The organism is Streptomyces formicae (genome assembly GCF_002556545.1).
Lineage (GTDB): Bacteria > Actinomycetota > Actinomycetes > Streptomycetales > Streptomycetaceae > Streptomyces > Streptomyces formicae_A.
Map to the genome: position 1 here is coordinate 1,808,213 of NZ_CP022685.1, position 26,015 is coordinate 1,834,227.

At 72.7% G+C, this 26,015-nt stretch carries 24 protein-coding genes and 1 pseudogene; 23 read left to right on the forward strand and 2 right to left on the reverse strand.

What is annotated here, in order from left to right; genetic code table 11:
- Positions 1–135: 135 nt before the first annotated feature.
- The 9 genes and pseudogenes from KY5_RS07355 to KY5_RS07395 all read left to right on the forward strand — a co-directional run bounded on the left by KY5_RS07355 (position 136) and on the right by KY5_RS07395 (position 9,510).
- Positions 136–900: an IclR family transcriptional regulator gene (locus tag KY5_RS07355; RefSeq protein ID WP_098241451.1), complete on the forward strand. Its 765-nt coding sequence runs from the start codon at positions 136–138 to the stop codon at positions 898–900.
- 267 nt (positions 901–1,167) lie between these two features.
- A complete protein-coding gene (locus tag KY5_RS07360; protein ID WP_098241452.1) occupies positions 1,168–1,959 on the forward strand; it encodes an MIP/aquaporin family protein in 792 nt (263 codons plus the stop codon).
- Between the two features lie 67 nt (positions 1,960–2,026).
- A complete protein-coding gene (gene glpK, locus KY5_RS07365; protein ID WP_098241453.1) occupies positions 2,027–3,571 on the forward strand; it encodes a glycerol kinase GlpK in 1,545 nt (514 codons plus the stop codon).
- A gap of 4 nt (positions 3,572–3,575) precedes the next feature.
- Positions 3,576–5,201 carry a glycerol-3-phosphate dehydrogenase/oxidase gene (locus tag KY5_RS07370; protein WP_199842962.1) on the forward strand — a complete coding sequence of 542 codons (1,626 nt, stop codon included), beginning with the start codon at positions 3,576–3,578 and terminating at the stop codon, positions 5,199–5,201.
- A gap of 156 nt (positions 5,202–5,357) precedes the next feature.
- The gene (locus KY5_RS07375; protein ID WP_098241455.1) at positions 5,358–6,422 is read left to right on the forward strand and encodes an LLM class flavin-dependent oxidoreductase; all 1,065 of its coding nucleotides are present in this window, start codon (positions 5,358–5,360) and stop codon (positions 6,420–6,422) included.
- A 59-nt stretch (positions 6,423–6,481) separates the two neighbouring features.
- Positions 6,482–7,066 carry a 1,2-dihydroxy-3-keto-5-methylthiopentene dioxygenase gene (locus KY5_RS07380; RefSeq protein WP_098241456.1) on the forward strand — a complete coding sequence of 195 codons (585 nt, stop codon included), beginning with the start codon at positions 6,482–6,484 and terminating at the stop codon, positions 7,064–7,066.
- Positions 7,063–7,749 (forward strand): annotated as a pseudogene (gene mtnC / locus KY5_RS07385) (acireductone synthase); the annotation flags it as partial. The gene KY5_RS07380 and the pseudogene mtnC, both read left to right, overlap by 4 nt.
- A gap of 27 nt (positions 7,750–7,776) precedes the next feature.
- A complete protein-coding gene (gene mtnB, locus KY5_RS07390) occupies positions 7,777–8,409 on the forward strand; it encodes a methylthioribulose 1-phosphate dehydratase (protein ID WP_098247104.1) in 633 nt (210 codons plus the stop codon).
- A gap of 189 nt (positions 8,410–8,598) precedes the next feature.
- Entirely contained in the window at positions 8,599–9,510 is a 912-nt protein-coding gene (locus KY5_RS07395; protein WP_199843532.1) for an alpha/beta hydrolase, read from the forward strand.
- Positions 9,511–9,515: 5 nt separating this feature from the next.
- Here KY5_RS07395 and mtnA read toward each other — a convergent pair whose 3' ends face one another.
- Entirely contained in the window at positions 9,516–10,580 is a 1,065-nt protein-coding gene (gene mtnA, locus KY5_RS07400) for an S-methyl-5-thioribose-1-phosphate isomerase (RefSeq protein WP_098241457.1), read from the reverse strand.
- A gap of 351 nt (positions 10,581–10,931) precedes the next feature.
- On the opposite strand from mtnA, the gene KY5_RS07405 reads away from it, so the two are divergent.
- Genes KY5_RS07405 through KY5_RS07440 form a run of 8 tightly spaced genes read left to right on the forward strand, consistent with a single transcriptional unit; the run spans position 10,932 to position 19,055 of the window.
- On the forward strand, positions 10,932–11,981 hold the full coding sequence (locus KY5_RS07405) for a BMP family ABC transporter substrate-binding protein (protein WP_098241458.1): 1,050 nt from the start codon (positions 10,932–10,934) through the stop codon (positions 11,979–11,981).
- On the forward strand, positions 11,965–13,533 hold the full coding sequence (locus tag KY5_RS07410; protein ID WP_098241459.1) for an ABC transporter ATP-binding protein: 1,569 nt from the start codon (positions 11,965–11,967) through the stop codon (positions 13,531–13,533). Before KY5_RS07405 ends, KY5_RS07410 begins: the two co-directional genes overlap by 17 nt.
- A 1-nt stretch (position 13,534) precedes the next feature.
- Entirely contained in the window at positions 13,535–14,629 is a 1,095-nt protein-coding gene (locus KY5_RS07415) for an ABC transporter permease subunit (RefSeq protein ID WP_098241460.1), read from the forward strand.
- Positions 14,629–15,531, forward strand: a complete 903-nt coding sequence (locus tag KY5_RS07420) for an ABC transporter permease (protein WP_098241461.1) — start codon at positions 14,629–14,631, stop codon at positions 15,529–15,531. The genes KY5_RS07415 and KY5_RS07420 overlap by 1 nt, the downstream gene beginning before the upstream one ends.
- Positions 15,528–16,289 (forward strand): purine-nucleoside phosphorylase, encoded by a 762-nt coding sequence (locus tag KY5_RS07425; protein ID WP_098241462.1) that lies wholly within the window; start codon positions 15,528–15,530, stop codon positions 16,287–16,289. Before KY5_RS07420 ends, KY5_RS07425 begins: the two co-directional genes overlap by 4 nt.
- 30 nt (positions 16,290–16,319) lie before the next feature.
- Positions 16,320–17,675 (forward strand): amidohydrolase, encoded by a 1,356-nt coding sequence (locus KY5_RS07430; RefSeq protein ID WP_199842964.1) that lies wholly within the window; start codon positions 16,320–16,322, stop codon positions 17,673–17,675.
- On the forward strand, positions 17,672–18,301 hold the full coding sequence (locus tag KY5_RS07435; protein ID WP_098241463.1) for a sulfite oxidase-like oxidoreductase: 630 nt from the start codon (positions 17,672–17,674) through the stop codon (positions 18,299–18,301). Before KY5_RS07430 ends, KY5_RS07435 begins: the two co-directional genes overlap by 4 nt.
- On the forward strand, positions 18,294–19,055 hold the full coding sequence (locus KY5_RS07440; RefSeq protein ID WP_098241464.1) for a ferredoxin reductase: 762 nt from the start codon (positions 18,294–18,296) through the stop codon (positions 19,053–19,055). Before KY5_RS07435 ends, KY5_RS07440 begins: the two co-directional genes overlap by 8 nt.
- Before the next feature lie 27 nt (positions 19,056–19,082).
- On the opposite strand, the gene KY5_RS07445 is transcribed toward KY5_RS07440, so the two are convergent.
- Positions 19,083–20,513 (reverse strand): MFS transporter, encoded by a 1,431-nt coding sequence (locus tag KY5_RS07445; RefSeq protein WP_098241465.1) that lies wholly within the window; start codon positions 20,511–20,513, stop codon positions 19,083–19,085.
- Between the two features lie 222 nt (positions 20,514–20,735).
- Here KY5_RS07445 and KY5_RS07450 point away from each other — a divergent pair, with 222 nt between their 5' ends.
- From KY5_RS07450 to KY5_RS07475, 6 genes are read left to right on the forward strand one after another with little or no spacing between them, the layout of a single operon-like run.
- On the forward strand, positions 20,736–22,223 hold the full coding sequence (locus KY5_RS07450) for an aldehyde dehydrogenase family protein (RefSeq protein ID WP_098241466.1): 1,488 nt from the start codon (positions 20,736–20,738) through the stop codon (positions 22,221–22,223).
- Positions 22,224–22,243: 20 nt separating this feature from the next.
- Positions 22,244–23,149: a VOC family protein gene (locus KY5_RS07455; protein WP_098241467.1), complete on the forward strand. Its 906-nt coding sequence runs from the start codon at positions 22,244–22,246 to the stop codon at positions 23,147–23,149.
- Positions 23,146–23,943 (forward strand): aspartate dehydrogenase domain-containing protein, encoded by a 798-nt coding sequence (locus KY5_RS07460; RefSeq protein ID WP_199842966.1) that lies wholly within the window; start codon positions 23,146–23,148, stop codon positions 23,941–23,943. The genes KY5_RS07455 and KY5_RS07460 overlap by 4 nt, the downstream gene beginning before the upstream one ends.
- On the forward strand, positions 23,940–24,755 hold the full coding sequence (locus KY5_RS07465; protein ID WP_098241468.1) for an alpha/beta fold hydrolase: 816 nt from the start codon (positions 23,940–23,942) through the stop codon (positions 24,753–24,755). The genes KY5_RS07460 and KY5_RS07465 overlap by 4 nt, the downstream gene beginning before the upstream one ends.
- Positions 24,746–25,267 carry a cupin domain-containing protein gene (locus KY5_RS07470; RefSeq protein WP_098241469.1) on the forward strand — a complete coding sequence of 174 codons (522 nt, stop codon included), beginning with the start codon at positions 24,746–24,748 and terminating at the stop codon, positions 25,265–25,267. The genes KY5_RS07465 and KY5_RS07470 overlap by 10 nt, the downstream gene beginning before the upstream one ends.
- Entirely contained in the window at positions 25,260–26,000 is a 741-nt protein-coding gene (locus KY5_RS07475; RefSeq protein WP_098241470.1) for an SDR family oxidoreductase, read from the forward strand. The genes KY5_RS07470 and KY5_RS07475 overlap by 8 nt, the downstream gene beginning before the upstream one ends.
- The last annotated feature ends 15 nt before the right edge of the window (positions 26,001–26,015 follow it).

The following is a 26,015-nucleotide window of genomic DNA, read 5'->3' on the forward strand; positions in this document are numbered from 1 at the left end:
TCAAGTGCCCTCTTGACAGGGCACAGGGGTACGACACGGGCCGTCCGTGCATTAGCGGGAGGTCGACAACGACCGATAGTGTTCAGCATTGTCGAACGTCGAATGTGGTGCGAGGGGACGGAGGTCGGGACTGCGATGGCACGCAACATCCAGTCGCTCGAACGGGCCGCGGCGATGCTGCGGCTGCTCGCGGGCGGTGAACGGCGGCTCGGCCTCTCGGAGATCGCCTCCTCGCTCGACCTGGCCAAGGGCACGGCCCACGGCATCCTGCGCACCCTCCAGGCCGAGGGCTTCGTGGAGCAGGACTCCGCGTCGGGCCGCTACCAGCTGGGCGCCGAGCTGCTGCGCCTGGGCAACAGCTATCTGGACGTGCACGAGCTGCGGGCCCGCGCCCTGGTGTGGACCGACGACCTGGCCCGCTCCAGCGGCGAGAGCGTCCACCTCGGCGTCCTGCACCAGCAGGGCGTGCTCATCGTCCACCACGTCTTCAGGCCCGACGACAGCCGCCAGGTCCTGGAGGTGGGGGCCATGCAGCCGCTGCACTCCACCGCGCTCGGCAAGGTCCTCTCCGCGTACGACCCGGTCGCGCACAACGAGGCCGTGGAGGCCGAGCGCAAGACGTTCACGGCGCACACCGTCGCCGACCCCGACGGTTTCGAGGGCATCCTCGACCTGACCCGCGCGCGCGGGTACGCGGCGGACGTCGAGGAGACCTGGGAGGGCATCGCCTCCGTCGCCGCCCCCATCCACGACCGGCGGCGCATGCCGGTCGGCGCGGTCGGCGTCACCGGCGCCGTGGAGCGCGTGTGCAGGGACGGGGAGCTGCGGCCCGAGCTGATCGCCGCCGTGCGCGACTGCGCGCGGGCCGTCTCCCGCGACCTGGGCGCCGGGCGCTTCTGAGCAGCGGCCGCGCCCCCGTCGGGCTGCGGGATCACCGATAACGCGGAACGATCAATAACGATCGTGTTTTCAATAACAGAACTCTTGACGAGCGAGTAACACCAGGGCGAGACTCGCGTCCATCGGTCGGCATTGTCGAACACCTACCGGCATTACGCGCTAGAGTGTGACAAGGCCAAGGGCCGGCAACGACCTCACCTGAGGTCGCGGACCACCGGAGGGACCCGGGGTTCGCCTTCCCCTGGACGAAGGACAAAGGAGTCGCGGGTGTCCAGCTCCGACATCTTCATCGGCGAGACCATCGGTACCGCCGTGCTCATCCTGCTGGGCGGTGGCGTGTGCGCCGCCGTCACGCTCAAGCGCTCAAAGGCCAAGGACGCCGGCTGGCTCGCCATCACCTTCGGGTGGGGCTTCGCCGTACTGACCGGCGCCTATCTCGCGGGTGGCGTCTCCGGCGCCCACCTCAACCCGGCGGTCACGCTCGGCCTCGCGATCGAGGGCGGCACCAAGTGGAGCGACGTCCCGATCTACCTGGGCTCGCAGCTGCTCGGCGCGATGATCGGCGCCTTCCTGGTGTGGGTCGCCTACATGGGCCAGTTCAAGGCCCACCTGACCGACCCCGAGATCCTCGCGGCGCAGCCGGTGGAAGAGGGCATGGTCGACCAGAAGGCCGCGCCGTCGGCGGGCCCCGTCCTCGGCATCTTCTCGACGGGCCCCGAGATCCGGAACTACGTCCAGAACGTGCTGACCGAGGTCATCGCCACGGTCGTCCTGGTGCTCGCCATCCTGACCCAGGGCCTGAACGACGGCGGCAACGGCCTGGGCACCCTCGGCGCCCTGATCACCGCGCTCGTCGTGGTCGGCATCGGCCTCTCGCTCGGTGGCCCCACGGGCTACGCGATCAACCCGGTCCGTGACCTCGGTCCGCGCATCGTGCACTCCCTGCTCCCGCTGCCGAACAAGGGCAGCTCGGACTGGACGTACGCCTGGGTGCCGATCGTCGGTCCGCTGATCGGCGGAGCCATCGCGGGCGGTCTCTACAACGTCGCGTTCAAGTAGACCCGCGACAGCGACCGATTAACGCCTCAGAGCCCGAGAGCCACAGCAAGAACTTCTGGAGCACACCGTGACCGACGCACACACCGCAGGCCCCTTCATCGCGGCCATCGACCAGGGCACCACGTCGAGCCGCTGCATCGTCTTCGACAAGGACGGACGGATCGTCTCCGTCGACCAGAAGGAGCACGAGCAGATCTTCCCGAAGCCGGGATGGGTGGAGCACGACGCCACCGAGATCTGGACCAACGTCCAGGAGGTCGTCGCCTCCGCCGTCTCCAAGGCCGGGATCACCCGCGACGACATCAAGGCGATCGGCATCACCAACCAGCGTGAGACCACGCTGCTGTGGGACAAGAACACCGGCGAGCCGGTGCACAACGCCATCGTCTGGCAGGACACCCGCACCGACGCGCTCTGCAAGGAGCTCGGGCGCAACGTCGGCCAGGACCGCTTCCGCCGCGAGACCGGTCTGCCGCTGGCCTCCTACTTCGCCGGGCCCAAGGCCCGCTGGCTGCTCGACAACGTCGAGGGCCTGCGCGAGCGCGCCGAGGCGGGCGACATCCTCTTCGGCACCATGGACTCCTGGGTCATCTGGAACCTGACCGGCGGTGTCGACGGCGGCCAGCACGTCACCGACGTCACCAACGCCTCGCGCACCATGCTCATGAACCTCCACAAGATGGAGTGGGACGAGCGCATCGCCGATTCCATCGGCGTCCCGATGCAGGTGCTCCCCGAGATCCGCTCCTCCGCCGAGGTCTACGGCGAGGTCTCCGGCGGCCCGCTCGGCGACCTGCTCGGCGGCATCCCCGTCGCCTCCGCGCTCGGCGACCAGCAGGCGGCCCTGTTCGGCCAGACCTGCTTCGACGAGGGCGAGGCCAAGTCCACGTACGGCACCGGCACCTTCATGCTGATGAACACCGGTGACAAGGCCATCAACTCGTACTCGGGCCTGCTGACCACGGTCGGCTACCAGATCGGCGACCAGAAGCCGGTCTACGCCCTCGAGGGTTCCATCGCCGTCACCGGTTCGCTGGTGCAGTGGATGCGCGACCAGATGGGCCTGATCAACTCCGCCGCGGAGATCGAGACGCTCGCGTCGTCGGTCGAGGACAACGGCGGCGCCTACTTCGTACCGGCCTTCTCCGGTCTGTTCGCCCCGTACTGGCGCTCCGACGCCCGCGGCGTGATCACCGGTCTGACCCGGTACGTCACCAAGGCGCACATCGCGCGCGCCGTCCTGGAGGCCACGGCCTGGCAGACCCGTGAGATCACCGACGCCATGACGAAGGACTCCGGCGTCGAGCTCGCGGCCCTCAAGGTCGACGGCGGCATGACCTCCAACAACCTGCTGATGCAGACCCTCTCGGACTTCCTCGACGCACCCGTGGTGCGCCCGATGGTGGCCGAGACGACCTGCCTCGGTGCCGCCTACGCCGCCGGGCTCGCCGTCGGCTTCTGGTCTTCCACCGACGAGCTGCGCGCCAACTGGCGCCGGGCCGCGGAATGGACCCCCCACATGGACGCGGACACCCGCGACCGTGAGTACAAGAGCTGGCTCAAGGCCGTCGAGCGGTCCATGGGTTGGCTCGATGAGAGTGGCGAGGAGTAAGACAATGACCACCCTGCAGAGCGTCCCTGCCCTCGGGACGCATCCGGCTGCCGGTTCACGTGCTGCTTTTGGAGTGGCGAGCCGCGCCGAGACCCGGGAGCAGCTTTCCAAGGCGACGTACGACCTCCTGGTGATCGGCGGCGGAATCCTGGGCATCTCCACTGCCTGGCATGCCGCGCAGTCGGGCCTGCGGGTGGCCCTGGTGGACGCCGGTGACTTCGCCGGCGCCACCTCCTCCGCCTCCTCCAAGCTCCTCCACGGCGGTCTGCGCTACCTGCAGACCGGCGCGGTGAAGCTGGTGGCGGAGAACCACTTCGAGCGTCGCGCGGTGTCCCGTCAGGTCGCCCCCCACCTGGCGAACCCGCTCACCTTCTACCTGCCCGTCTACAAGGGCGGTCCGCACGGCGCGGCCAAGCTGGGCGCGGGCGTCTTCGCGTACTCGGCGCTCTCCGCGTTCGGCGACGGCGTCGGCCACCTGCTCTCGCCCTCCAAGGCCGCGCAGGACGTGCCGGAGCTGCGCACGGACAACCTCAAGGCCGTCGCGGTCTACGGCGACGACCAGATGAACGACTCGCGCATGGCCCTGATGACGGTCCGCGCGGCCGTCGAGGCCGGTGCCGCCGTCCTCAACCACGCCGAGGTCACCGGGCTGCGCTTCACCAAGGGCCGGGTCACGGGCGCGGAGCTCAAGGACCGCATGGACGGCACCGAGTTCGGCGTCAACGCCCGCCTGGTGCTGAACGCGACCGGCCCCTGGGTCGACCACCTGCGCAAGATGGAGAACCCGGACTCGGCCCCCTCCATCCGCCTCTCCAAGGGCGCGCACCTGGTCCTCAAGCGCACCGCTCCCTGGAAGGCCGCGCTGGCCACGCCGATCGACAAGTACCGCATCACGTTCGCGCTGCCGTGGGAGGACATGCTCCTGCTCGGCACCACGGACGAGGAGTTCGAGGGCGACCCGGCCGACGTCAAGGTCACCGAGGCCGACACCGCGCAGATCCTGGACGAGGCCGCGTTCTCCATCCGCGACCAGCAGCTGTCGCGCGACCTGATCACGTACTCCTTCGCGGGTCTGCGGGTCCTGCCCGGCGGTCCCGGCGACACCTCGAAGGCCAAGCGCGAGACGGTCGTCACCGAGGGCGCGGGCGGCATGCTGTCGATCGCGGGCGGCAAGTGGACGACCTTCCGCCACATCGGCCGGACGATCATGAAGAAGCTGGAGTCGCTGCCGGGCCACCCGCTGGGCGACGACTACGAGCCGATCTCCTCGCTGCCGAAGAAGCTGCCGCTGCCCGGCATCGCCAACCCGCGCGCCGTCGCCCACCGTCTCCTGGTGGACGGCCCGGCACCGGGTCCGCGCATGGCCGCCGACACCGCCAAGCACCTGGCGACGCACTACGGCTCGCTCTCCTTCGACATCGCCCGGCTTGCGAACGAAAACCCGGAGCTCGCCGAGCGCGTCCACCCCGACGCCCCGGAGATCTGGGCGCAGGTCGTCTACGCCCGTGACAACGAGTGGGCCGAGACGGCGGACGACGTGCTGCGCCGTCGTACGACGCTGACGATCCGCGGCCTGGCGACGGACGAGGTCCGCGGCAAGGTCGAGGACCTGCTGGGCAAGAAGGGCTGACACACCCGACGCACCTCTCCTTGAGGCCCTGGTAAGGGGCGGTCGCCATGGGCGGCCGCCCCTTACTCATGCCCCGCCCCGTGCCCCGCCCCGTGCCCCTGCTCATGCCACACCGCCGCCACAGGGCCGCAACGTTCCGCGCGCACATTTGAAGGCATGAAGTTCCAGGTGCTTTCCCTCATCTCCCACGCCCCGCACCCGCTGACAGGCCGACTCCCCTCCCCCGCCGACCGGTTCGACGAGGTGATCGAGGTCGGGGTGGCCGCCGAGCGCCTCGGCTACGACGCGTACGCCGTGGGCGAGCGGCACGCGGGCGCCTTCCTGTCGTCGAGCCCGACGGTCGTGCTCGGCGCGATCGCGGCGCGCACCTCCCGCATCCGGCTGCTCACCGGCGTCACCGTCGTCGCGATCCTCGACCCGGTGCGGGTCGCTGAGGACTACGCGACCCTCGACCAGATCTCGCGCGGCCGCGTCGAACTCGTCGTCGGCAAGGGGGCGGAGGCCGGGCACTTCGACCTGTTCGGGCTCGACGAGGAGCGGCAGTGGGACCTGCAGCGCGAGAAGTACGAGCTGCTGCGGCGCCTGTGGACGCAGGAGAACGTCGACTGGGAGGGCGAGTTCAGGCCGCCGCTGAAGAACGTGACGACGGTGCCGCGTCCCTACGACGGGGCGCCGCGCGTCTGGCACGGCTCGGCGACCTCCCTCAACTCCCCCGAGCTCGCGGCCAAGCACGGCGATCCGCTGTTCACGGCCAACGCCGTCCAGCCGCGCTCGGCGTACGCGTCGCTGATCGCCCACTACCGCGAGCGCTTCGAGGCGTACGGCCACGATCCGGCCCGCGCCCGTGTCGCGGCGGGCTCGGGCGGGCTGCTCATCGCGGACACGGCGGAGCAGGCCGTCGCCCGCTACAAGGAGCTGTACGAGGCGAAGGTCGCGCAGTCCTTCCGGCCCGATCTGGCGGGAAAGGCGGGGTACAACACGCCCTTCCGCACGATCGAGGACGCGATCGCGGACGGGCCCCAACTCATCGGCTCCCCGCAGCAGATCATCGACAAGATCCTCGGCTACCACGAGGTGTACGGGCACGATCTGCAGTCGATCACGGTGGACGGTTTCGGGCTCGCGCCCGCCGAGCAGATCGAGACCCTGGAGCGGTTCGCGCAGGAGATCGCGCCGGTGGTGCGCAGGGCCGCGCCGTCCACGCTGTGGGACACCCCGTGACGTGTCCGCACCGGGAGCTACGATCCGAAGAACAGCCCTGACCTGCCCTGGAGTGATCAATGACCCTCCTGACGACCTGGCCGGAGACCGGCCCCGAGTCCCTAGTGCGGCGCACCTCGGACCCGGTGGAGATCGCCGCCGCGCTGGCCCCCATAGGCGTGCGCTACGAGCAGTGGCCGGTGCGCGAGGACGTGCCGGCCGACGCGGACAGCGACACGGTCTTCGCCGCCTACCGCGCGGAGATCGACAAGCTCAACGCCGAAGAGGGCTTCCGGACCGTGGACGTCGTGGCGCTCCACCCGAGCGAGGACCCGCAGTGGCCCGCGAAGGCCGCGGCCGCCCGGCAGAAGTTCCTGGCCGAGCACACCCACGACGACGATGACGAGGTGCGCTTCTTCGTCGCGGGCGCCGGGATCTTCTATCTGCACGTGGCGGGCGAAGTGCACGCCGTGTACTGCGAGAAGGGCGACCTGCTCGGGGTGCCGCGGGGCACGACGCACTGGTTCGACATGGGCACGTCGCCCGCGTTCACCGCGATCCGCTTCTTCCACGAGGAGGACGGCTGGATCGGGAACTTCACGGGCAGCCCGATCGCGGAGCGCTTCCCCGACTTCGACGAGATCCACGCGGGGTACGCCGCGTGAGCGTGGAGCCCGGCCGGTTCGACGTGGACGCCGTGGACGCCGTGGTGCTCGACATCGAAGGCACCACGAGCGCCACGGGGTTCGTGGTGGACGTGCTGTACCCGTACGCGCGCGCACGCTTCGGCGCGCTCCTCGCCGCGCGGGGCGCGGAGCCCGAGGTGGCGCGGGCCGTCGCGCAGGTGCGGGCCGAGGCCGGTGAGCCCGACGCGGACGCCGCGCGCGTGGAGGAGATCCTCGGCCGGTGGGTCGACGAGGACCGCAAGGCGACGCCCCTGAAGACGTTGCAGGGCATCCTGTGGGCGGAGGGCTTCGCCCGCGGTGACCTCGTCTCGCACTTCTACCCCGACGTCATCGAGGTGCTGCGGCGCTGGCACGCGGACGGGGTGCGGCTCTACGTCTACTCGTCCGGTTCGGTGGCCGCGCAGCGCGCGTGGTTCGCGCACTCCCCCGAGGGCGATCTGCTCGGTCTCGTCAGCGGGTTGTACGACACCGAGAACGCGGGGCCCAAGCAGGAGGCGGACTCCTACCGGAAGATCGCCTCGTCCACCGGCGTCGCCCCCGAGCGGCTGCTCTTCCTCTCCGACCGGCCCGGCGAGCTGGACGCGGCGCGGGCCGCGGGCTGGCGTGCGGTCGGGGTGCGCAGGGCCGGGGAGCCGTACGCCGACGCCGACTTCGGCGACCATCCGGTGGTCGCGGACTTGGAGCAGTTCATGACCGGGACCACCGCCGTCACCTCCGTCAGCGCCGTTACCGCTGCCGATCTGGAGGAGGCGGGTGCCGTGCTCGCCGCGGAGGCCGCGCGGTTCGCGTCGTTCGGCTGGATGCGGGGCACGTCGGGGAACCTGTCGCTCGTCCTCTCCCGTGATCCGCTGCGGCTCGCCGTGACGGCGAGCGGCCGGGACAAGGGCGAACTGACGTCGTCCGACGTGGTGCTCACGGACGGGGCGGGGGCCGCGGTCGGCCCCGGCAGGCCGTCCGCCGAGGCCGCGCTGCACGCGCGCGTGGCGCGGCTCACCGGCGCGGGCGCCGTGGTGCACGTCCACACGGTGGCGTCCGTGGTCATGGGGCAACGGTCCCCCGAGGGGCTCGTGTTCGAGGGCCTGGAGATGCTGAAGGGGCTCGGGCATCCGACGCACGAGGTCTCGGTGACGCTGCCGGTGATCGCGAACAGCCAGGACATGACGGTGCTCGGGGACCGGCTCGAAGCGGCGCTGGCCCCGGGGATGCCCGCGGTCGTCGTGGCCGGGCACGGGATCTACGTGTGGGGCGCCGACGCCCGTGAGGCGCGGCACCGGGCCGAGGTCGTGGAGTGGCTCCTCGAACTGGAGTTGGCGCGGCGCTGAGAGGGTGGAGCCGGCCCCGCCTCCGAGGAGAGTGGAGCTGGCCCCACCTCTGAAGGGGTGCTGGGCCTCTGGCAGGCGGCGCGGCCCCTTCGTAGCGTCGTGCTCATGACGAATACCGGGAACGAAGAACAGGCTCAGGACCGGACGGGTGCCACCAGGAGGGCCGCGTTACGCGGGCTCGGACTCGCGGTGGGGGGCGCGGCGCTGGCCACCGGGCTCGGCGCCTCTCCGGCCGCCGCGGCCCCGCGTCGCGGGCCCACCACCTACGTGCTGGTGCACGGCACCCACAGCGCGGGCGCGTTCTGGATGCCGATCGCACGGGAGCTGACGCTGCGCGGGCACCGCGCGGTCATGGTGGACCAGCCCGGGCACGGCGCCGAGGCCTTCGTGCCGGAGTCGTACCAGCGCCAGGACCTCGCGGCACTGGCGGTCGAGCCGTCCCCGCTGAAGGGCCTCGACCTCGACGACTACGAGGCGCGCGTCACGGGCATCGTGCGGCGGGCGGCGCGCAACGGCCCGGTGGTGCTCGTCGGGCACAGCCTGGGCGGCGTGTCGGTGAGCCGCGTCGCCGACGCCGTCCCGCACCTGCTGCACCACATCTGCTACATGGCGGCCTTCTGCCCGAGCCGCGCCCTGCCCACCGCGGACGCCTGCACGGCGGCGCCCGAGAACGCGAACGCCGTCAGCCCGGTCGAGCTGGCGATGGGCGACCTGGACCGCATCGGCGTCCTGCGGCTGAACTTCCGGACGGGTGACAGCCACGCTCTCGCCCTCCTGAAGGAGATGATCTGCGCGGACTACCCCGACGCCGAGTTCCGCCGGATCCTGGCCGAGATGCAGACCGACGAGCCGGTCGCCGCGTACGCGGGCCGAGCGGTCGGCCGGGCGGGCACCTGGGGCCGTCTGCCCCGCACCTACCTGCGGTTCGGCAACGACCGGACGATCGCCACCGCGCTCCAGGACAGGATGATCGCCGAGGCGGACGCGGCCACGCCGGGCAACAGGTTCCGCGTACGCGACTTCCCCGGGGCGTCACACGTCGGGCCGCTGGATCCCGCCCCGGTCGCGGAGGCCCTGGCCGCGCTGGCCGCGCGCGGGTAGTCCGCTCAAGCGCCGGACGGGCCCACCACCGGCAACTCCCCCGCCGCCACCTCCCGTACGCCCTGCTCCGTGACGAGCGCCGTCACCAGGGAGCCGGGCGTCACGTCGAACGCCGGGTTGTGGCCGCGGGATGCCGCGGGAGCGGTGCGGATGCCCGCCCACTCCACCACCTCGTCCTCGCCCCGGAGTTCGATGTGGATGGCGTCACCCGACGGCGTGGTCAGGTCGACCGTGGTCGTGGGTGCCGCCACCACGAAGGGGATGCCCGCGTAGGCGCACGCGAGGGCTATGCCCACCGTGCCGACCTTGTTGGCGGTGTCGCCGTTGGCGGCGACGCGGTCCGCGCCGACGATCGCCGCGTCGACCTCGCCGCGCAGGATGGTGCCCGCCGCCGCGCCGTCCGCCTGGACGTAGTGCGGTATGCCCTCCTGGGCGAGCTCCCAGGCCGTGAGGCGCGCGCCCTGGAGGAGCGGGCGGGTCTCGTCGGCGTAGACCGTCTCGATCCGGCCCCTGGCGTGCAGTTCGCGGATGATGCCCAGCGCGGTGCCCCAGCCCGCCGTGGCGAGGGCGCCGGTGTTGCAGTGGGTGAGGATGCGCAGCGGGCGCTCCCCGGCGGCAGCCACCCGCTTGAGGAGCCAGTCCGCGCCGTACGCGCCCATCGCGCGGTTGGCCGCCAGGTCCTCGCGGACGATCGCGTCGGCCTCGGCGAGCACCGCGGGCAGGCCCTCGCCGATGCGGGGCGCGACGCGGTCGACGCAGACCATGAGGTTCACCGCGGTGGGCCTGGCCGCGCGGATCCGTGCGACCTCGGCGTCCAGGCGCGCGCGGTCCCAGCCCTCGCGCTCGGCCTGCGCCATGGCGAGCGCCACCCCGTACCCGCCCGCGGCGCCGATCGCGGGGGCGCCGCGCACGACGAGGCTCACGATCGCGTCGACGAGGCCGTCGACCGTGGTGACGGCGAGGCGCTCCAGAGTGTGCGGGAGCGCCGTCTGGTCGATGAGGGACAGGGCGGGACGGCCGTCCTCCGCGGCCGCCGTCCACGTCACGGCGCGCAGTTCCTGGTGGTTCATGGGCTCAACTCCGAATGAAGGGGGGCGATTCCGGCCACGGGAGGAGGGGTGCCGTCACCGTACCTGACATGCTCGAACCACATTTCGAGACGTTCGTGCGGCTGTCCGAAATCCGGTGTTACCCTCACCGCCACCCAGGACAGATCGATCCGATCCACGGTGCGAGGAGGACAGCCATGACCGCGATCATCACCGCGAAAGCGGACGCGACGCGCTGCCCCACCGTGTCCTGCGGCCGCCGAATGTGCCGCTGTCGCCGCTGTTGTCGCTGAGCGCGACACTCGCACCGCACGTACGACTCTCCTGTCTCCGCCCGGGTCCCGCCCCGGGCGCCTCCACGAAGGCGATCCCATGTCCCTGCGTACGCGTACGTCACTGAGACTCACCGCCGCGACCGTCGGCGCCGTCCTCCTCGCGACCGGCTGCAACGCCGCGGCCAAGGACGACGACGCGGGCAAGGGGGCGAAGGGGAAGGCGTTCACGCTCGTCACGCCCGACCCCGTCGCCCAGAACGAGTTCCTCAAGCTGGCCGTCGCCGGGGTGAAGGCGGCGGCGACAGCGCAGGGCGGCTCGCAGAAGGTGTTCCAGAGCAGCGACAACGACTCGCGGCAGCAGAACGTCGCCTCGGCCGTGGACTCGGCGCCCGACGTCATCGCGCTGGTCGGCTTCGAGTTCGCGGACATCGTGGCGCAGCAGGCGGAGGCGCATCCCAAGCAGCAGTTCCTGCTCGTCGACGCGTGCACCAAGAAGACGTACGAGAACGTCACCTGTGCCGTCTTCCGCGAGCACGAGGCGGTCTACCTCGCGGGCGCGGAGGCGGGGCTGCTCACCAAGGGCAAGAAGGTCGGCGCGGTCGACGTGCTCGACACCCCGCAGTTCCGGCGCTACAGCGAGCCGTTCGCGGCGGGCGCGAAGAAGGTGCGGCCCGGTGTCACCTCCCGGACGCTGTTCGTCGGCGGGCAGTCGCCGTTCAACGACGCGGCGCGCGCCAAGGACCAGGCGGCGACGCTCGCTTCGGGCGGCGCCGACCAGGTGATGGCGGCCGCGGCGGGCGGCAACACGGGCGTGTTCCAGGCCGCCAAGGGCAAGGGTTTCCAGGCGTACGGCGTCGACGCCAACCAGTGCGTGGGCAACCCCGGCGTGGTCGTCGACAACGTCCTGAAGAAGACCGACGTCGCCGTGGAGAAGGGCATCGCGCAGATCCTGGACGGCAAGGGCGGCACGACCGTGTCGTACGGCCTGAAGGAGGGCGGCATGTCGCTGACCGGCCTGGAGCCGGGCGTCGCGGACTCGGCGTGCCTGATCGCGAAGCCCGCCAACAAGGACGTGCTCCAGCGCGTCGAGGAACTGCGGGACGACATCGTCGCCGGGAAGCTGACCGTCGATGACCCCGCCGCCTGAGGACACCGGCGGCACACCCGCCGTCGAACTGCGGGGCATCACCAAGGAGTTCCCCGGCACGCTCGCCAACGACCGGGTGGACCTGACGGTGCGGCGCGGCGAGATCCACGCCCTGATGGGCGAGAACGGCGCGGGCAAGTCCACGCTGATGTCCGTCCTGTATGGGCTGCACCGCCCTGACGCGGGGCAGATCCTGCTCGACGGGCGCGAGGTGTCCTTCGCGAGCCCGAGCGAGGCGATCGCGGCCGGGCTCGGGATGGTCCACCAGAGCTTCAAGCTGTTCCCTTCGTTCACGGTCGCCGAGAACGTCGTGTACGCCGCCGAACCGCGCCGCTTCGGTCTCACCGATCGCGCGGAGGCGGTGCGCCGGGTCGCGGCGCTCGCCGACGAGCACGGGCTCGCCGTGGATCCGACGGCGAAGGTCGCGGACCTGCCGGTGGGCGTGCGCCAGCGCGTGGAGATCCTCAAACTCCTCTACCGGGGCGCCCGTACGCTCATCCTCGACGAGCCGACGGCGGTGCTCACGCCCGCGGAGGCCGACGGACTCTTCCGCGTGCTCCGCTCCCTCACGGACGAGGGCCGCACCGTCCTCCTGGTCACGCACAAGCTGCGCGAGGTCATGGAGGGCAGCGACTCCGTGACGGTGCTGCGCGACGGGCGGGTCGCCGCGCGGCTGCGGACCGCGCAGACGAGCGCGGACGGCATCGCGGCGGCCATGACCGGGCGCGCGGTGGAGCTCGACCGGATGCATCCTGCGGGCTCGCCCGGCGAGGCGGTCCTCTCGGTCACCGGCCTGACGACGGACGCCGTGCGGGACGTGTCGTTCGACGTGCGCGCCGGGGAGATCGTCGGCATCGCGGGCGTCGCGGGCAACGGCCAGTCCGAACTGGTCGAGGCCGTCGCGGGGTTGCGCCCCGTGGGCGCGGGCCGGGTCACGCTCACCGGCGAGGACGTCACGGACGCGTCGGCGGCGCGGCGCCGCGCGACGGGCCTCGCGTACGTCCCCGAGGACCGCACGGCGGTCGGCACCGCCCCGGCCGCGACGATCGCGGAGAACCTCGCCATGGGCCACCACCGCGGGCACGGCCTGCTCACGCCCGGCCGGCTGCGCGAGCACGCGCGCGTGCTGATCGAACGCTTCGGCATCAAGGCCGCGTCGAGCAGGCACCCGGCGGGCTCGCTCTCCGGCGGCAACCTCCAGAAACTCGTCATCGGCCGTGAACTCGCCCATGAATCGCCCCTGTTGATCGTCGAACAGCCCACCCGCGGGGTGGACATCGGCGCCATCCAGACGATCCACGACCAGCTGATCGCGCACCGCGACGCGGGTCACGCGATCCTGCTCGTCTCGGCCGAACTCAGCGAGATCCGGGGCCTTTCGGACCGGGTCCTCGTGATGTTCGAAGGCGGGATCGCCGCCGAGTTCCCTCGCGACGAGGCCGACGAGCGACGGCTCGGTCTCGCGATGGCGGGCGGCGCCCCGGAGCCCCCCGTATCCGCCGAGGAATCCGTCGAGGAAGCCCCCAAGGAATCCCTCAAGGAGGGCCCCTGACATGGCCGTCGATTCTGCGACCGGGGCCCGCTCGGTCGCGGGGCGCGCCCTGCGCTCCCCCGCCCTGCACTCCGTCGTCGCCGCCGTGCTCGTCGGCGCGCTGTTCCTCGTCGGCACCGGCGCCGACCCCATCGGCGCGTACGGCTCCGTGCTCAGCGGCGCGCTCGGGCCCGACGGCATCGGGTCGACCCTGACGACGGGCACCAGCATCATCGGGCTCGCCGTCGCGCTCGCGATCCCGATGCGGGCCGGGCTGCTCAACCTCGGCGGCGACGGCCAGCTGGTCCTCGGCGGCATCGCCGCGGCGGCCACCGGGCTCTACGTCCCGCTGCCCGCCCCGCTCGCGGTGCTCGCCGCGCTGCTCGCCGGGATGCTGGCGGGCGCCGCCTACGCCGCGCTCGCCGCCGTGTGCCAGAACCAGTTCGGCGTACCGCTCCTGGTGAGCAGCCTGCTGCTCGGCTACCCGGCGATGTCGTTCGCCTCCTATCTCGCGCGCTTCCCGCTGAAGGAGGAGGGGTCGAGCCTGCCGCAGACCCGGCGGCTTCCCGAGGGCGTCGAGCTGCCCGCCTTCGGGTCGTCGACGGTCACGGTGGGCCTGGTGCTCGTCGTGCTCGCCGCGGCCGCCTTCCTGTTCGCCGACGCCCGCACCGCCACCGGCTACGAGATCCGCATGACGGGGCTCAACCCGCGCTTCGCGGCGTACGCGGGCATCGAGGGGCCCCGGCTCACGCTGCGCCTGATGGGCCTGTCCGGGGCCGTCGCCGGGCTGGTCGGCGCGATCGGCGTGCTCAGCTTCCCGTACCGCTTCATCGACGGTTCGCTGACCGCGGCCGGGCACACCTGGACGGGCCTGACCGCCGCGCTCCTCGCCTCCGCCGCGCCGCTCGGCACGGCGCTCGCCGCGCTGTTCTTCGCCGCGCTGGACGTCGGCGGGCTCGCCATGGAGCGGGCCACCGCCGTGCCGCGCGAGCTGACGCAGGTGCTCCAGGCCGTCGTCATCGTCTTCCTCGCCGCGCGGCTCCAGCTGACCTGGCGGCGCGCCAGGAAGCCGGGACCCGCCGCCGACGAGCCCGTCCGCACCGAGGGGGACCTCTGATGTCCGTCGACTCCGCGCTCTTCCACTCGGCGCTCCTCGCCCTCACCCCGATCCTGCTCGCCGCGCTCGGCGGCGCGATCTGCGAGCGCGCGGGCGTGTTCAACATCGGGCTCGAAGGCATGATGCTGATCGGCTGCTTCAGCGCGGTCGCGGGCAGCTGGTTCACCGGCAGCGCCTGGCTCGGTGTCCTGTTCGGTGCCCTCGCCTCGGCGGCGTACGCGATGATCCTCGCCGTGGGCACCATCACCCTGCGCGGGGACGCCGTCGTGCTCGGCGTCGCGCTCAATCTGCTCGCGGTCGGCCTGACCGGGTTCCTGCTGCGTACGGTCTTCGGCGTGCAGGGCACCTTCTCCGATCCCGGGCTCGCGGGCCTCGGCGGCATCGACCTGGGCTTCCTCGGCCCCGTCCTGTCCGGCCACTCCGCCCTCGTGTACCTCTCGTGGGCGGCCGTCGCCGTCGCCGCCGTGTTCCTCGCGCGCCATCCCTGGGGGCTGCGGCTCCGCGGGGTCGGCGAGGCGCCCGACGCGGCCGCGACGCTGGGGGTGAGCCCGGCGAAGTACCAGTACGCCGCCGTGCTCACCAGCGGGCTGCTGTGCGGGCTCGCGGGCGCCCAACTAGCCCTCGGCAACGTCACGTTGTTCTCGGAGAACATGACGGCGGGCCGCGGCTGGATCGCCGTGGTCGCGGTCATGCTGGGCCGGGCCCTGCCGGTCGGGGTGCTGCTCGCCGCGCTGCTCTTCGGCGTCGCGGAGGCGGTCGGCTTCCGGCTCCAGGGCAACGGTCTGCCACAGCAGGCCACCGACGCCGCCCCCTATGTGGTGACCCTGGTCGCCCTCTTCCTGTCCACGGCGCGCCGCAAGCGCCGCAAGCGTCCCGAGCCCCTGGTAGGAGCCTCCTCATGACGACGTCCACCGACACCCTGCCCATCACCCGCGTGCCCCGGGCCGGGCTGCCCGCGCGGGCGGTCGTGGTCGGTGACCCGGGCCGCGCGGCCGCCGTCGCCGATCTCCTCTTTGACGCCAAGGAGGTGTCCTACCACCGCGAGTACCGCGTCTTCACCGGCAGCTGGCAGGGCACCGACGTGGTCGTCGCCTCGCACGGCGTCGGCGCGCCCGGCGCGATCCTGCTCTTCCAGGAGCTCGCGGAGGCGGGTGTCAGCACGCTGATCCGGCTCGGCACCGCGGGCGCGATCCGCCCCGGCATCCGCGACGGCGACCTGGTCATCGCGGACGCGGCGGTGCGCGACGACGGGGTCACGCAGCAGCTGATCCCCGCCGAGTACCCGGCGTTCTCGGCCCCCGAGGCGGTCCTCGCGCTCCAGCGCGCGGCGCGGGCGGCCGAGGCGCCGTACCACCGCGGGGTGGTCTGGACGCGGGCCGCCTTCCAGCCGGGCTTCCTGCCGCTGCCCGGCGAGGCGTACGCGGCGGCGGGCATCGCCGCCATCGAGATGGAGCTCTCCGCCCTTTACGTCTTCGCCTCCACGCACGGCCTGACCGCGGGCGGCGCCCTGGTCGTGGACGGCGCCAACGCCGACGAGCTCGTCGACACCGAGGCGACCGGCGGGTACGACCCGCACCGCAACGTGGTCGCCGAAGGGGTCGAGCGGGGCGCCCGGATAACCTTGGACGCGCTGCGCCTGCTGGCCTCGGCCGAGCGCTGACCGCCACCCCCGACCCCGAGAACGGATCCGATGTACGCCACTGACCTGCCCGCCCAGGACCGGGGCGGCGCCATGGACCTGCTCGTGCACGGCGGCGACGTCCTGACCGTCGACGACGCGGGCACCCTCGTGCCGGACGGCGCCGTCGCCGTCCGCGCGGGCCGGATCGTCGAGGTGGGACCCGCCGACCGGCTCCGCGCGACGTACGAGGCCGCCGAGGAGATCGACGCGCGCGGCTGCCTCGTCCTGCCGGGCCTGATCAACACGCACACGCACCTCGCGATGAACCTGATGCGGGGCATCGCCGACGACGTCACCCTCCAGGGCTTCCTGGAGCGGGTCGTGCCGCGCGAGGCCGCGATCCTGTCGCCCGGGACGGTGGCGACCGCGATGCGGGCCGCGATCGCCGAGTCCGTGCGCGGCGGTGTCACCACCGCGCTCGACATGTTCTGGTTCCACGAGTCCGCCGAGGCCGCCGCCCGCGAGGCCGGGTGGCGCCTCCTGACCGGCCCCACCTTCATGGACGTGCCGGGCCCGCCGGACGGCAAGCCCTACGCCGAGCGCCTGGAGTGGGCGACCGCGCACCTCAAGGCGTACGTCCCCGCGCCCGGCACCCGCCCGGTGGTCTGCGCGCACTCCGCGTACACCCTGAATCCCGCGCAGCTCACCGAGATCGCCGCGCTCGCCAGGGAGCACGGCGCGCTCCTCCACATCCACGCGTCCGAGAACGCGGCCGAGGTCGAGAACGTCGTGGCGCAGCACGGCATGCGCCCCGTGGAGCTGCTCGACTCGCTGGGCGTGCTCGGCCCCGACACCCTGCTCGCGCACGCCGTCGACCTCACGGACGCCGAGATCGCGACCCTGGCCCGCACCGGCACGCCCGTCGCGCACTGCCCGGTCTCCAACCTCAAGCTGGGCTGCGGCATCGCCCGCGTGCCCGAGCTCCTGGACGCGGGCGTCACGGTCGGCCTCGGCACGGACGGCGCGGTGTCCTCCAACACCCTCGACCTGCTCGGCGCGGTGAAGATCGCCGCGCTGGTGCACAAGGCGGGCGGCGACCCGACGGCGGTCGGTGCCGAGCAGGCCGTGCGGATGGCGACCATCGAGTCGGCGCGCGCCCTCGGCCTCGGCGACCGGCTCGGCTCCCTCGAGGCGGGCAAGCGCGCCGACCTGATCGTCCTCGACTTGGACCGGCCGCATCTGCTGCCCCGGCACGACCCGTGGTCGACGCTCGCGTACGCGGCGGCGGCCTCCGACGTCCGGGACACGGTCGTCGAGGGGCGCGTCCTGATGCGCGACCGCGCCCTGCGCACGCTGGACGAGGCCGCGGTGCTGCGGGACCTGGCCGAGGCGGCGGCCGCCGAACCGGAGACGAGCACGGCATGAGCCGCTACACCGACTTCGCGCCGACCCGCGGCTTCACGGGCCGCGCCCGCGCCGCGGACCGCGACCCGAGGCTGCCTCCCGGGCAGTACGACGCGCGCGACGGCTGGCCCGTGCTGTCCGCCGAGGTGACGCCCCAACTGACCGCCGCGGACTGGACGTTCCGCGTCGACGGGCTCGTCACGACGCCGCACACCTGGACCTGGGACGAGGCGCACGCGCTGCCCGCGTCCGAGTACCGGGGCGACATCCACTGCGTGACCAGCTGGTCCAAGTTCGGGGTGCGCTTCGGCGGGGTGAGCCTGGACGCGTTCCTGGCGGCAGCGGGCCCGCTGCCCGGCGCCACACACGTCGTCGCGTACTCCCACACCGGCTACACCACGAACCTGCCGCTCGCCGACGTGACGGGCGGCAAGGCGTGGATCGTCTGGGAGTACGAGGAGGGGCCGCTGCCCGCCGAGCACGGCGGGCCCGCCCGGCTCATCGTCCCGCACCTCTACTTCTGGAAGAGCGCCAAGTGGGTCGCCGGGCTGCGCCTGTTGGACCACGACGAGCCCGGCTTCTGGGAACAGAACGGCTATCACCACCGGGGCGACCCGTGGGCGGAGGAGCGCTACTCCGGTGACTGACGCACTCCCCACCTCCGAGGGCTTCGTGCCGCCGAGCCGGTTCGCCGTGCCGGGGCGCATCGCGGTCAGCAACCGCGCCGCGGCCACCTGGCAGCGCGCGACCGTCCTGGAGATCCGCGCGGAGACCCCTGCCGTCTCCACGTTCCGCCTCAAGGTGCCCGAGTGGCAGGGCCACCTGCCGGGCCAGCACCTCATGCTGCGGCTCACCGCCGAGGACGGCTACGTCGCCCAGCGGCACTACTCGATCGCGTCGGCGCCCGACGGCAGCGGCGAGATCGAGCTGACCCTGGACCACGTGCCGGGCGGTGAGGTCTCCGGACACCTGCACACCGTCGCCCGCGTCGGCGACACGGTCGAGGTGCGCGGGCCGCTGTCCGGGTTCTTCGCCTGGCCCGGCGACCGGCCCGCGCTGCTGCTCGGCGCGGGTTCCGGCGTGGTGCCGCTGATGTCGATGGTCCGCCACCACCGGGCCGCCGGGCTCGACCTGCCGCTGCGCCTGGTCGTCTCGGCGCGCACCCGACAGGACCTGATCTACGCGGCCGAGTACGCCGAGGAGACCACGGCCGTCCTGACCCGCACCGAGGGACGCCTGAACGCCGCCCATCTGGCGCCCTTCCTGGGTGCGGACGGGCAGCCCGAGGGCGGCTGGGAGGCGTACGTCTGCGGCTCCAACGGTTTCGCGGAGCACGCGTCGCGGCTGCTCGTGGCGGGCGGCCAGCCGGTCGACCGGATCAGGATCGAACGCTTCGGCTGACCGCCGCCGCAGACGGTGGGGCCGGCGTCAGGGGGACACCTCCTCCAGGCGCCGCCCCGCCGTCTCCTCCGCGCCGAGCGCCGCGACGACGGCGCCCACCACGGCCACCGCGCCCAGCATCACGAACACGGTCGAGACGCTGCCGTCCGCGTAGACCGCGCCCACCACGATCGGGCCCAGGATCACGCCGAGCCGGTTCATCGCACCGCCCACGCTGCTGCCGAGCGCCCGCATGCGGGTGGGGAACAGCTCGGGCGTGTACAGGTACAGACAGATGTTGGAGCCGAAGAAGAAGACCGCCGCGAGCGAGGTCCAGATCAGCACCTCGACCGGGGTGTCGGCACCGAGGAACGCGAGGACGAGCAGCATCGCGGCGGCCCCGCCGAGACAGCCGGTGATCACGCGCCTGCGTCCCGCCGTGTCGACGGTGAGCGCGGCGACGAGACAGCCGAGCAGGCCCGCGCAGGACGTGACGGTGGAGTAGAGGAGCGCGTCCGAGAGGGACAGGTCGTAGCGGTTCTGGTAGATCGTCGGCAGCCAGGACGTGATGCCGTAGTTGACGAAGTAGCCGGTGAACCAGAGGACGCCGATGACCAGGGTGCGGCGGCGGTAGCGGCCGGTGAACAGGCCGCGCAGGCCGCTGGTGGCGGTCTCCGGGGCGGTGGCGGTCTCCGTGGCGGTGGCGGTCGGCACCGGCTCGGGCGCCGCGTCGGGCCCCGGCGGCAGCGGCTTCCCCGTGACGCGTTCGACCTCCCTCTCGATGCCGGTCATCACCTCGGCGGCCTCGTCCGTCCTGCCGTGGTCGGCGAGCCAGCGAGGCGACTCGGGCACCTTGCGCTGGACGAGGATGCAGAGCAGCCCGGGCAGTGCGGCGATGGCGTACATCCAGCGCCAGCCGAGCATCGGCACCACCCAGGCGGCGACGAGGGCGCCGACGGTGAGTCCCGCGGGGAAGACCAGTTCGTACAGGAGCACGAAGCGGCCGCGCCGGTGGCTGCGGGTGATCTCGGCGATGAAGGTGGCGGCCACCGGGACCTCGCCGCCGATGGCCAGGCCCTGGACGAAACGCAGGCCCGTGAAGAGCTCCAGGGAGGGCGCCGCGGCCAGGGCGAGGTTCGCGGCGCTGGAGACCGCGACGCAGATCGCGATCACCTTGACCCGGCCGACGCGGTCGGCGAGCCGCCCGGAGAGCAGGGCGCCGATCAGCATGCCGATCGAGCCCACGGTGAGCAGCAGGGTGGCCCCCGAGGTGCCGAGGTGGAACTCGTGGCGCAGCTCGGGCAGGGCGTAGGCGATCAGGAGCTGGTCGAAGGCCTCGAAGAAGGTGACGGCGCCGACGATGAGGCGGACGGTGACGTGCCAGCGGCACAGGGGCAGTCGTTCGAAACGGGCGGCGATCGCGGCGCGCGCGGTCAGGACGGCGTGGTCCTGTGCGGCGTCCGAAGCGTTGAGCGTCATGCAGGTACTCCGCGGCGATGAGGGGACGGGAGCGGGGTCTCGACGTCCCGAGACCGGGGGCGAGTTAGCGCAAAGTTTCTAAGCGCTTAAGTTGTACCGCCCCTCTCCCTGACTGCGTCAAGGGTCTGAGCGTGGAAAGAACCGGCGGCCGGGTCTTGCGTCGAAGATATTTAAGCCCTTAGATTTCCAGCACTTACTCAAGTGCCTAGAGGGAGGCTCCTCATGCTTCGCATCCCGGCCGACGAGGCACGCATCGGGGGCCGGTGGCGACGCGGCGCGGGCGCCCCCGCCCCGACCGTCGACCCGGCCACCGGGCGCGTGCTCACCACCGTGCACGCGGTCACCGCCGAGGAGGTCGCCGAGGCGGCCGACGCCGCGGCCCGCGCCGCGGCCGACCCGCGCTGGCGGGAGCTGCCGCCGCACCGGCGCGCCGAACTCCTGCACCGCGTCGCCCGGTTGATCGACGAAGCGGCCGACGAGCTCGCCGCGCTCCAGACCGCCGACACCGGAAAGACGCTCGCCGAGACCCGCGCCCTGGTGGCCAGCGCCGCCGGCACGTTCCGCTACACCGCGGCCGCGGTGGAGACCGCCGAGGAGTCGATCACGCCCGCGCGCGGCGACTACGTCACGATGAGCGCGTACGAGCCGATCGGCGTGGTCGGCGCGATCAACCCCTGGAACTCCCCCGTCGCCAGCGACGCGCAGAAGCTCGCCCCCGCGCTCGCGGGCGGCAACGCGGTGCTCCTCAAGCCCGCCGAGTGGACTCCGCTCGTCTCACTGGCGCTCGGCCGCCTGATCGGCCGGGCCCTGGACGAACTCGGCCTGCCCGCAGCCCTGTTGTCCGTCCTGCCCGGGCGCGGCAGCGTCGTCGGCGACGCGATCGTGCGCGATCCCCGCGTGGGCAAGGTCACCTTCACCGGCGGCACGGCGACCGGGCGGACGATCGCCCACGCGGCCGCCGAGAAGCTGATGCCGCTCTCCCTGGAGCTCGGCGGCAAGTCACCGACGGTCGTCCTCGCCGACGCCGACGTCGAACAGGCCCTGGCCGGGGTGATGTTCGGGGTGTTCTCCTCCAGCGGGCAGTCCTGTGTGGCGGGGTCGCGGCTCTTCGTGGCGCGCGAGCTCTACGCGGAGTTCGTCGGTGAACTGGTCGAGCGCGCGCGGGCGTTGCGGGTGGGCCCCGGCACCGCCCCTGACACCCAGGTGGCGCCGCTGGTGCACCACGACCACCGGGACGCGGTGGCCGCGCGCGTCGACCTGGCGCGCGAGGAGGGCGGGCGGGTCCTGTGCGGCGGCGCGGCGCCCGACGGCGCGGCGTACCGGGACGGGGCGTACTACCTGCCCACGGTCGTCGAAGGACTGCCGAACTCCTCGCGCACCTGCCAGGAGGAGATCTTCGGCCCGGTCCTCGTCGCCCTGCCCTTCGACGACGAGGAGGACCTCGTCGCCCAGGCCAACGACTCCGTCTACGGCCTGGCCTGCGGGATCTGGACCCGCGACCACCGCGCCGCGTGGCGGATCGCGCGCCGGATCGAGGCGGGCACCGTCTGGATCAACACCTACAAGCAGTTCAGCATCTCCACCCCCTTCGGCGGCATGAAGGACAGCGGCCTCGGCCGCGAGAAGGGCCGCGACGGCATCCGCGCCCACCAGCGCCAGAAGTCCCTGTACTGGGGCACCGCCGAGACCCCGCTGCCCTGGGCCAACTGACCACACCCCCGGAGTACTTGATGTCCCATCCCCCGATAGCCCGGCTGCGCGCCCTGCGCTCCGTCGAGCTGCTCACCCCCTCCTTCGCCCAGGCCACCGACTTCTACGAGGACGCCTGGGGCCTCGAGGTGGTCGAGTCCGAGCACAGCGCGAGCTGGCTGCGCGGCACGGGCGACGAGCACCACGCCCTCCAGCTCACCCGCTCGGAGCGGGCGGGCCTCGGCCGCCTCACCTTCTCCGTCGGCACCCCGGCGGAGGTCGACGAGGCCGCCCGGCGGCTCGAAGCGCGCGGCATCACCCCGGTGGCGGGTCCAGGACCGCTCGACCAGGTCGGCGGCGGCTACGGCCTTCGCTTCACCGACCACGAGGGCCGCCTGCTGGAGCTCTCCGCGCAGACCTGGGCCGTCGCCCCGCGCGGCCGCGCCGCCGCGGTGCCCGTCGGCGTCACCCACGCCGTCCTGAACACCACCGACATCGACGCGTCCGTCGCCTTCTACACCGACGTGCTCGGCCTGCGGGTCTCCGACTGGTCCGAGCACCAGATGGCGTTCCTGCGCTGCAACGCCGACCACCACTGCGTCGCGTTCAACCAGGCCGACTGGGTCTCCCTCAACCACGTGGCGTACGAGATGAGTTCGGTCGACCACTTCATGCGGGGCCTGGGCCGCCTGCGCCACCACGGGGTCCTTCCGCAGTGGGGTCCCGGGCGGCACGGGCCCGGCAACAACACCTTCTCCTACTTCACCGACCCGACCGGGCTCGTGTGCGAGTACACCTCCGAGGTGGCCCAGGTCGTCGAGGACCGCTGGATCGCCAAGGTGTGGCGGCGGGTGCCCGAGCTGTCCGACCTGTGGGGCACGGCGGGCCCGCCCTCCCAGGAGATCCGCTGCCACATGGCCGGTTCGCCGGAAGGAGCACGCGCGTGAACGCCACCAGGAAAGTGGGCCTCGTCGGCTGGGGCGCCATCGGCCGCGTCGTCGGCACCGCGCTCGCCGAACACCGCGTTCCCGGCGCCGAGTTGGTGTGCGTCGTCGACAACCGCCCGCTCGGCGAGGGAGCGCCCGCGCCGCAGCTCTCCTTCGACGAGGCGCTGGAACGCTGCGATCTGATCGTGGAGGCGGCGGGCCAGGGCGTCGTGCGGGAGTGGGGCGAGCGCGTGCTCGCCTCCGGGACCGACCTGCTGATCGCCTCGACGGGCGCGCTCACCGACGAGGAGCTTGCCGAGCGCCTGCTCGCGGCGGGGCCTGGCCGGGTCTACTTCACCGGCGGCGCGGTCGGCGGGCTCGACCTCCTCCAGGCCGTACGCGCCCTGGGCCCGCTCGACGAGGTGCGGCTGACCACCACGAAGCTGCCCGCCACGCTCGAACAGCCGTGGATGGACGATGAGTTGCTGTCCCGGCTACGGACGGCGACAGGCCCTGTCGAGGTCCTCGCGGGGACCGCGCGCGACATTCCGGTGAGGTTCCCCAAGTCGACGAACGTCGCGGCCTCGGTCGCCCTCGCCGTCGGCGACCTGGACACTGTGCGGGTCCAGGTCGTCGCCGATCCGGGCGCGCACCACACGCGACACGTCGTCGAGGCGTCCGGCCCGCACGGCGCGTACCGCTTCGAAGTGGCCCATCTGCCGGACCCGGGCAACCCCGCGACCAGCCAGGTCGTGCCGTACGCGGTGCTGCGCTCGCTCGCGGCCCTTGCCGGGCGGACGGGGCAGATCCTGTGAACGTCCACCTGGAGAAGGCGGGTTCGAAGGGCCCGCTGCTGCTGTGCCTGCACGGCATCGGCTCCTCGTCGGCCGCGTTCGCACCCCAGCTGGCCGAGCTCTCCGCGTACGTGAGGGTCATCGCCTGGGACGCGCCGGGATACGCCAAGTCGCCCGACCCGGCACACCCGTTGGACCTGGACGGCTTCGCGGACGCGGCCGCCGAGGTGATCCGCGCCCACGGCACGTCGGCGCACGTCCTCGGCGTCTCCTGGGGCGGCGTGATCGCGCTGCGGCTCGCCGCGCGCCACCCGGAGCTCGTCGACTCGCTGATCGTCGCGGACTCCAGCGCGGGGTCGGGGACCGATCCGGCGAAGGCGGAGGGCATGCGGCGGCGGGCCGCCGAGCTCGCCGAGCTCGGACCGCGGGAGTTCGCCGAGCGGCGCGGCCCCCGGCTCCTCTCGCCGGACGCGCCGCCCGAGCTCGTGCGGCGGGTCGTCGACACCATGGCCGCGTCGGTGCGGCTGCCCGGCTACGCGTACGCCGCCGAGGCGATGGCCGCCGCCGATCTGCGCGCGGAGCTCCCCGCCGTCTCCGCGCCCTCCCTCGTCCTCTGCGGCGACCAGGACCGGGTCACCGGCGTCGGGGCCTCGCAGGTCCTCGCCGGAGCCCTGCACAAGACCGCCTACGTGATCGTCAAGGACGCCGGTCACCTGGCCAACCAGGAACAGCCCGAGCGCTTCGACGCCTGGGTCCTCTCCCACCTCCGCATCACCGACCGCCTTCCCGAGACCGCCCACCTTCCCGAGCAGGAGTTCACGTCATGCCTCTGACCACCACCGCGTACGACAACGGCGGCGACCTCGCCCAGTACACCGACTCCCTGATCGCCTCCAAGGAGTCCCGCGTCGCGGACTTCGACACGCTCTCCTTCCAGGAGAAGGCGGGCCCGCAGTACCGCCGCGGCCAGATCCGCTACGTCGGCTCCGGCGCCACCGGCGACCACGAGGGCGACAGCCGCATCCTGCCGTCCGGCGGCTTCACCTTCTCCAACATGCTGCTCCCGCCCGGCGCCGAGGGGCCCGCGCACACCCACCACGACGTGGAGGAGGCCTTCTTCGTCCTGGAGGGCGAGGTCCGCGTCGGGGTGCACCGAGGTGCCGACGAGGTGGAGTACCGCACGCTCGGCTACCGCGACATGATCGTCGTCCCGGCCGGGGTGACCCGTTCCCTGAAGAACGAGGGCGACACGGACGCGCTGTTCTGCGTCGTCATCGGCACCCGGAAGCCGCAGGTCCCCTCCTACCCCGAGTACTCGCCGATGCACGGCGTCACCCGTGACTGAGCCGCGCACGGTGGTCGTCACCGGGGCGGGCCGCGGCCTGGGGTTCGCCATGGCCCGCCGGGCGGCCGACGACGGCTTCCGGGTCGTGGTCGCCGAGGTCGACCCCGAGCGCGGCGAGCGGGCCGCCCAGGAGCTGCGCGCGGACGGTGGCGACGCCCACTTCGTACGCTGCGACGTGGCCGATCCCCTCTCGGTCGGGGAACTGGCGTCCTTCGTAGGGGAGATGGGGCCGCTCTACGGCCTGGTGAACAACGCGGCGCTCGCCAACGGCGTCGGCGGCAAGGAGTTCCAGGACATCGACGTCGCGGCGTGGGACCGGCTGATGGCCGTCAACGCGCGCGGGCCCTGGCTGGTGGCGAAGGCGCTGCACCCGCTGTTCGGTGCCGCGGGACGCATCGTCAACATCGCCTCCGACGCGGCCCTGTACGGCTCTCCGCGGCTCGCCCACTACATCGCGTCCAAGGGCGCCGTCATCGCCCTGACCCGGGCGATGGCCCGGGAACTCGGCGCGCGCGGCATCACCGTCAACGCGCTCGCGCCGGGCCTCACCGAGTGCGAGGCCACCGCGTCGGTGCCCGCCGAGCGGCACGACCTGTACCGCGCGGGCCGGGCCGTCCCGCGTCCGCAGCGGCCCGACGACCTGGTCGGCCTCGCCGCCTTCCTCCTCTCCGAGGAGTCCCGCTACCTCACCGGACAGGTGATCGCCGTCAACGGCGGCTTCACCATGAACTGACCCACAGGAGCCATC

Excerpts from the sequence above, each read along its gene's own strand:
- KY5_RS07355 (WP_098241451.1), top strand. The coding sequence starts at position 136 with ATGGCACGCAACATCCAGTCGCTCGAACGGGCCGCGGCGATGCTGCGG.
- KY5_RS07370 (WP_199842962.1), top strand. The coding sequence starts at position 3,576 with ATGACCACCCTGCAGAGCGTCCCTGCCCTCGGGACGCATCCGGCTGCC.
- KY5_RS07375 (WP_098241455.1), top strand. The coding sequence starts at position 5,358 with ATGAAGTTCCAGGTGCTTTCCCTCATCTCCCACGCCCCGCACCCGCTG.
- KY5_RS07380 (WP_098241456.1), top strand. The coding sequence starts at position 6,482 with ATGACCCTCCTGACGACCTGGCCGGAGACCGGCCCCGAGTCCCTAGTG.
- mtnB (WP_098247104.1), top strand. The coding sequence starts at position 7,777 with ATGACCGGGACCACCGCCGTCACCTCCGTCAGCGCCGTTACCGCTGCC.
- mtnA (WP_098241457.1), bottom strand. The coding sequence starts at position 10,580 with ATGAACCACCAGGAACTGCGCGCCGTGACGTGGACGGCGGCCGCGGAG.
- KY5_RS07405 (WP_098241458.1), top strand. The coding sequence starts at position 10,932 with ATGTCCCTGCGTACGCGTACGTCACTGAGACTCACCGCCGCGACCGTC.
- KY5_RS07410 (WP_098241459.1), top strand. The coding sequence starts at position 11,965 with ATGACCCCGCCGCCTGAGGACACCGGCGGCACACCCGCCGTCGAACTG.
- KY5_RS07415 (WP_098241460.1), top strand. The coding sequence starts at position 13,535 with ATGGCCGTCGATTCTGCGACCGGGGCCCGCTCGGTCGCGGGGCGCGCC.
- KY5_RS07420 (WP_098241461.1), top strand. The coding sequence starts at position 14,629 with ATGTCCGTCGACTCCGCGCTCTTCCACTCGGCGCTCCTCGCCCTCACC.
- KY5_RS07425 (WP_098241462.1), top strand. The coding sequence starts at position 15,528 with ATGACGACGTCCACCGACACCCTGCCCATCACCCGCGTGCCCCGGGCC.
- KY5_RS07430 (WP_199842964.1), top strand. The coding sequence starts at position 16,320 with ATGTACGCCACTGACCTGCCCGCCCAGGACCGGGGCGGCGCCATGGAC.
- KY5_RS07435 (WP_098241463.1), top strand. The coding sequence starts at position 17,672 with ATGAGCCGCTACACCGACTTCGCGCCGACCCGCGGCTTCACGGGCCGC.
- KY5_RS07445 (WP_098241465.1), bottom strand. The coding sequence starts at position 20,513 with ATGACGCTCAACGCTTCGGACGCCGCACAGGACCACGCCGTCCTGACC.
- KY5_RS07450 (WP_098241466.1), top strand. The coding sequence starts at position 20,736 with ATGCTTCGCATCCCGGCCGACGAGGCACGCATCGGGGGCCGGTGGCGA.
- KY5_RS07455 (WP_098241467.1), top strand. The coding sequence starts at position 22,244 with ATGTCCCATCCCCCGATAGCCCGGCTGCGCGCCCTGCGCTCCGTCGAG.
- KY5_RS07470 (WP_098241469.1), top strand. The coding sequence starts at position 24,746 with ATGCCTCTGACCACCACCGCGTACGACAACGGCGGCGACCTCGCCCAG.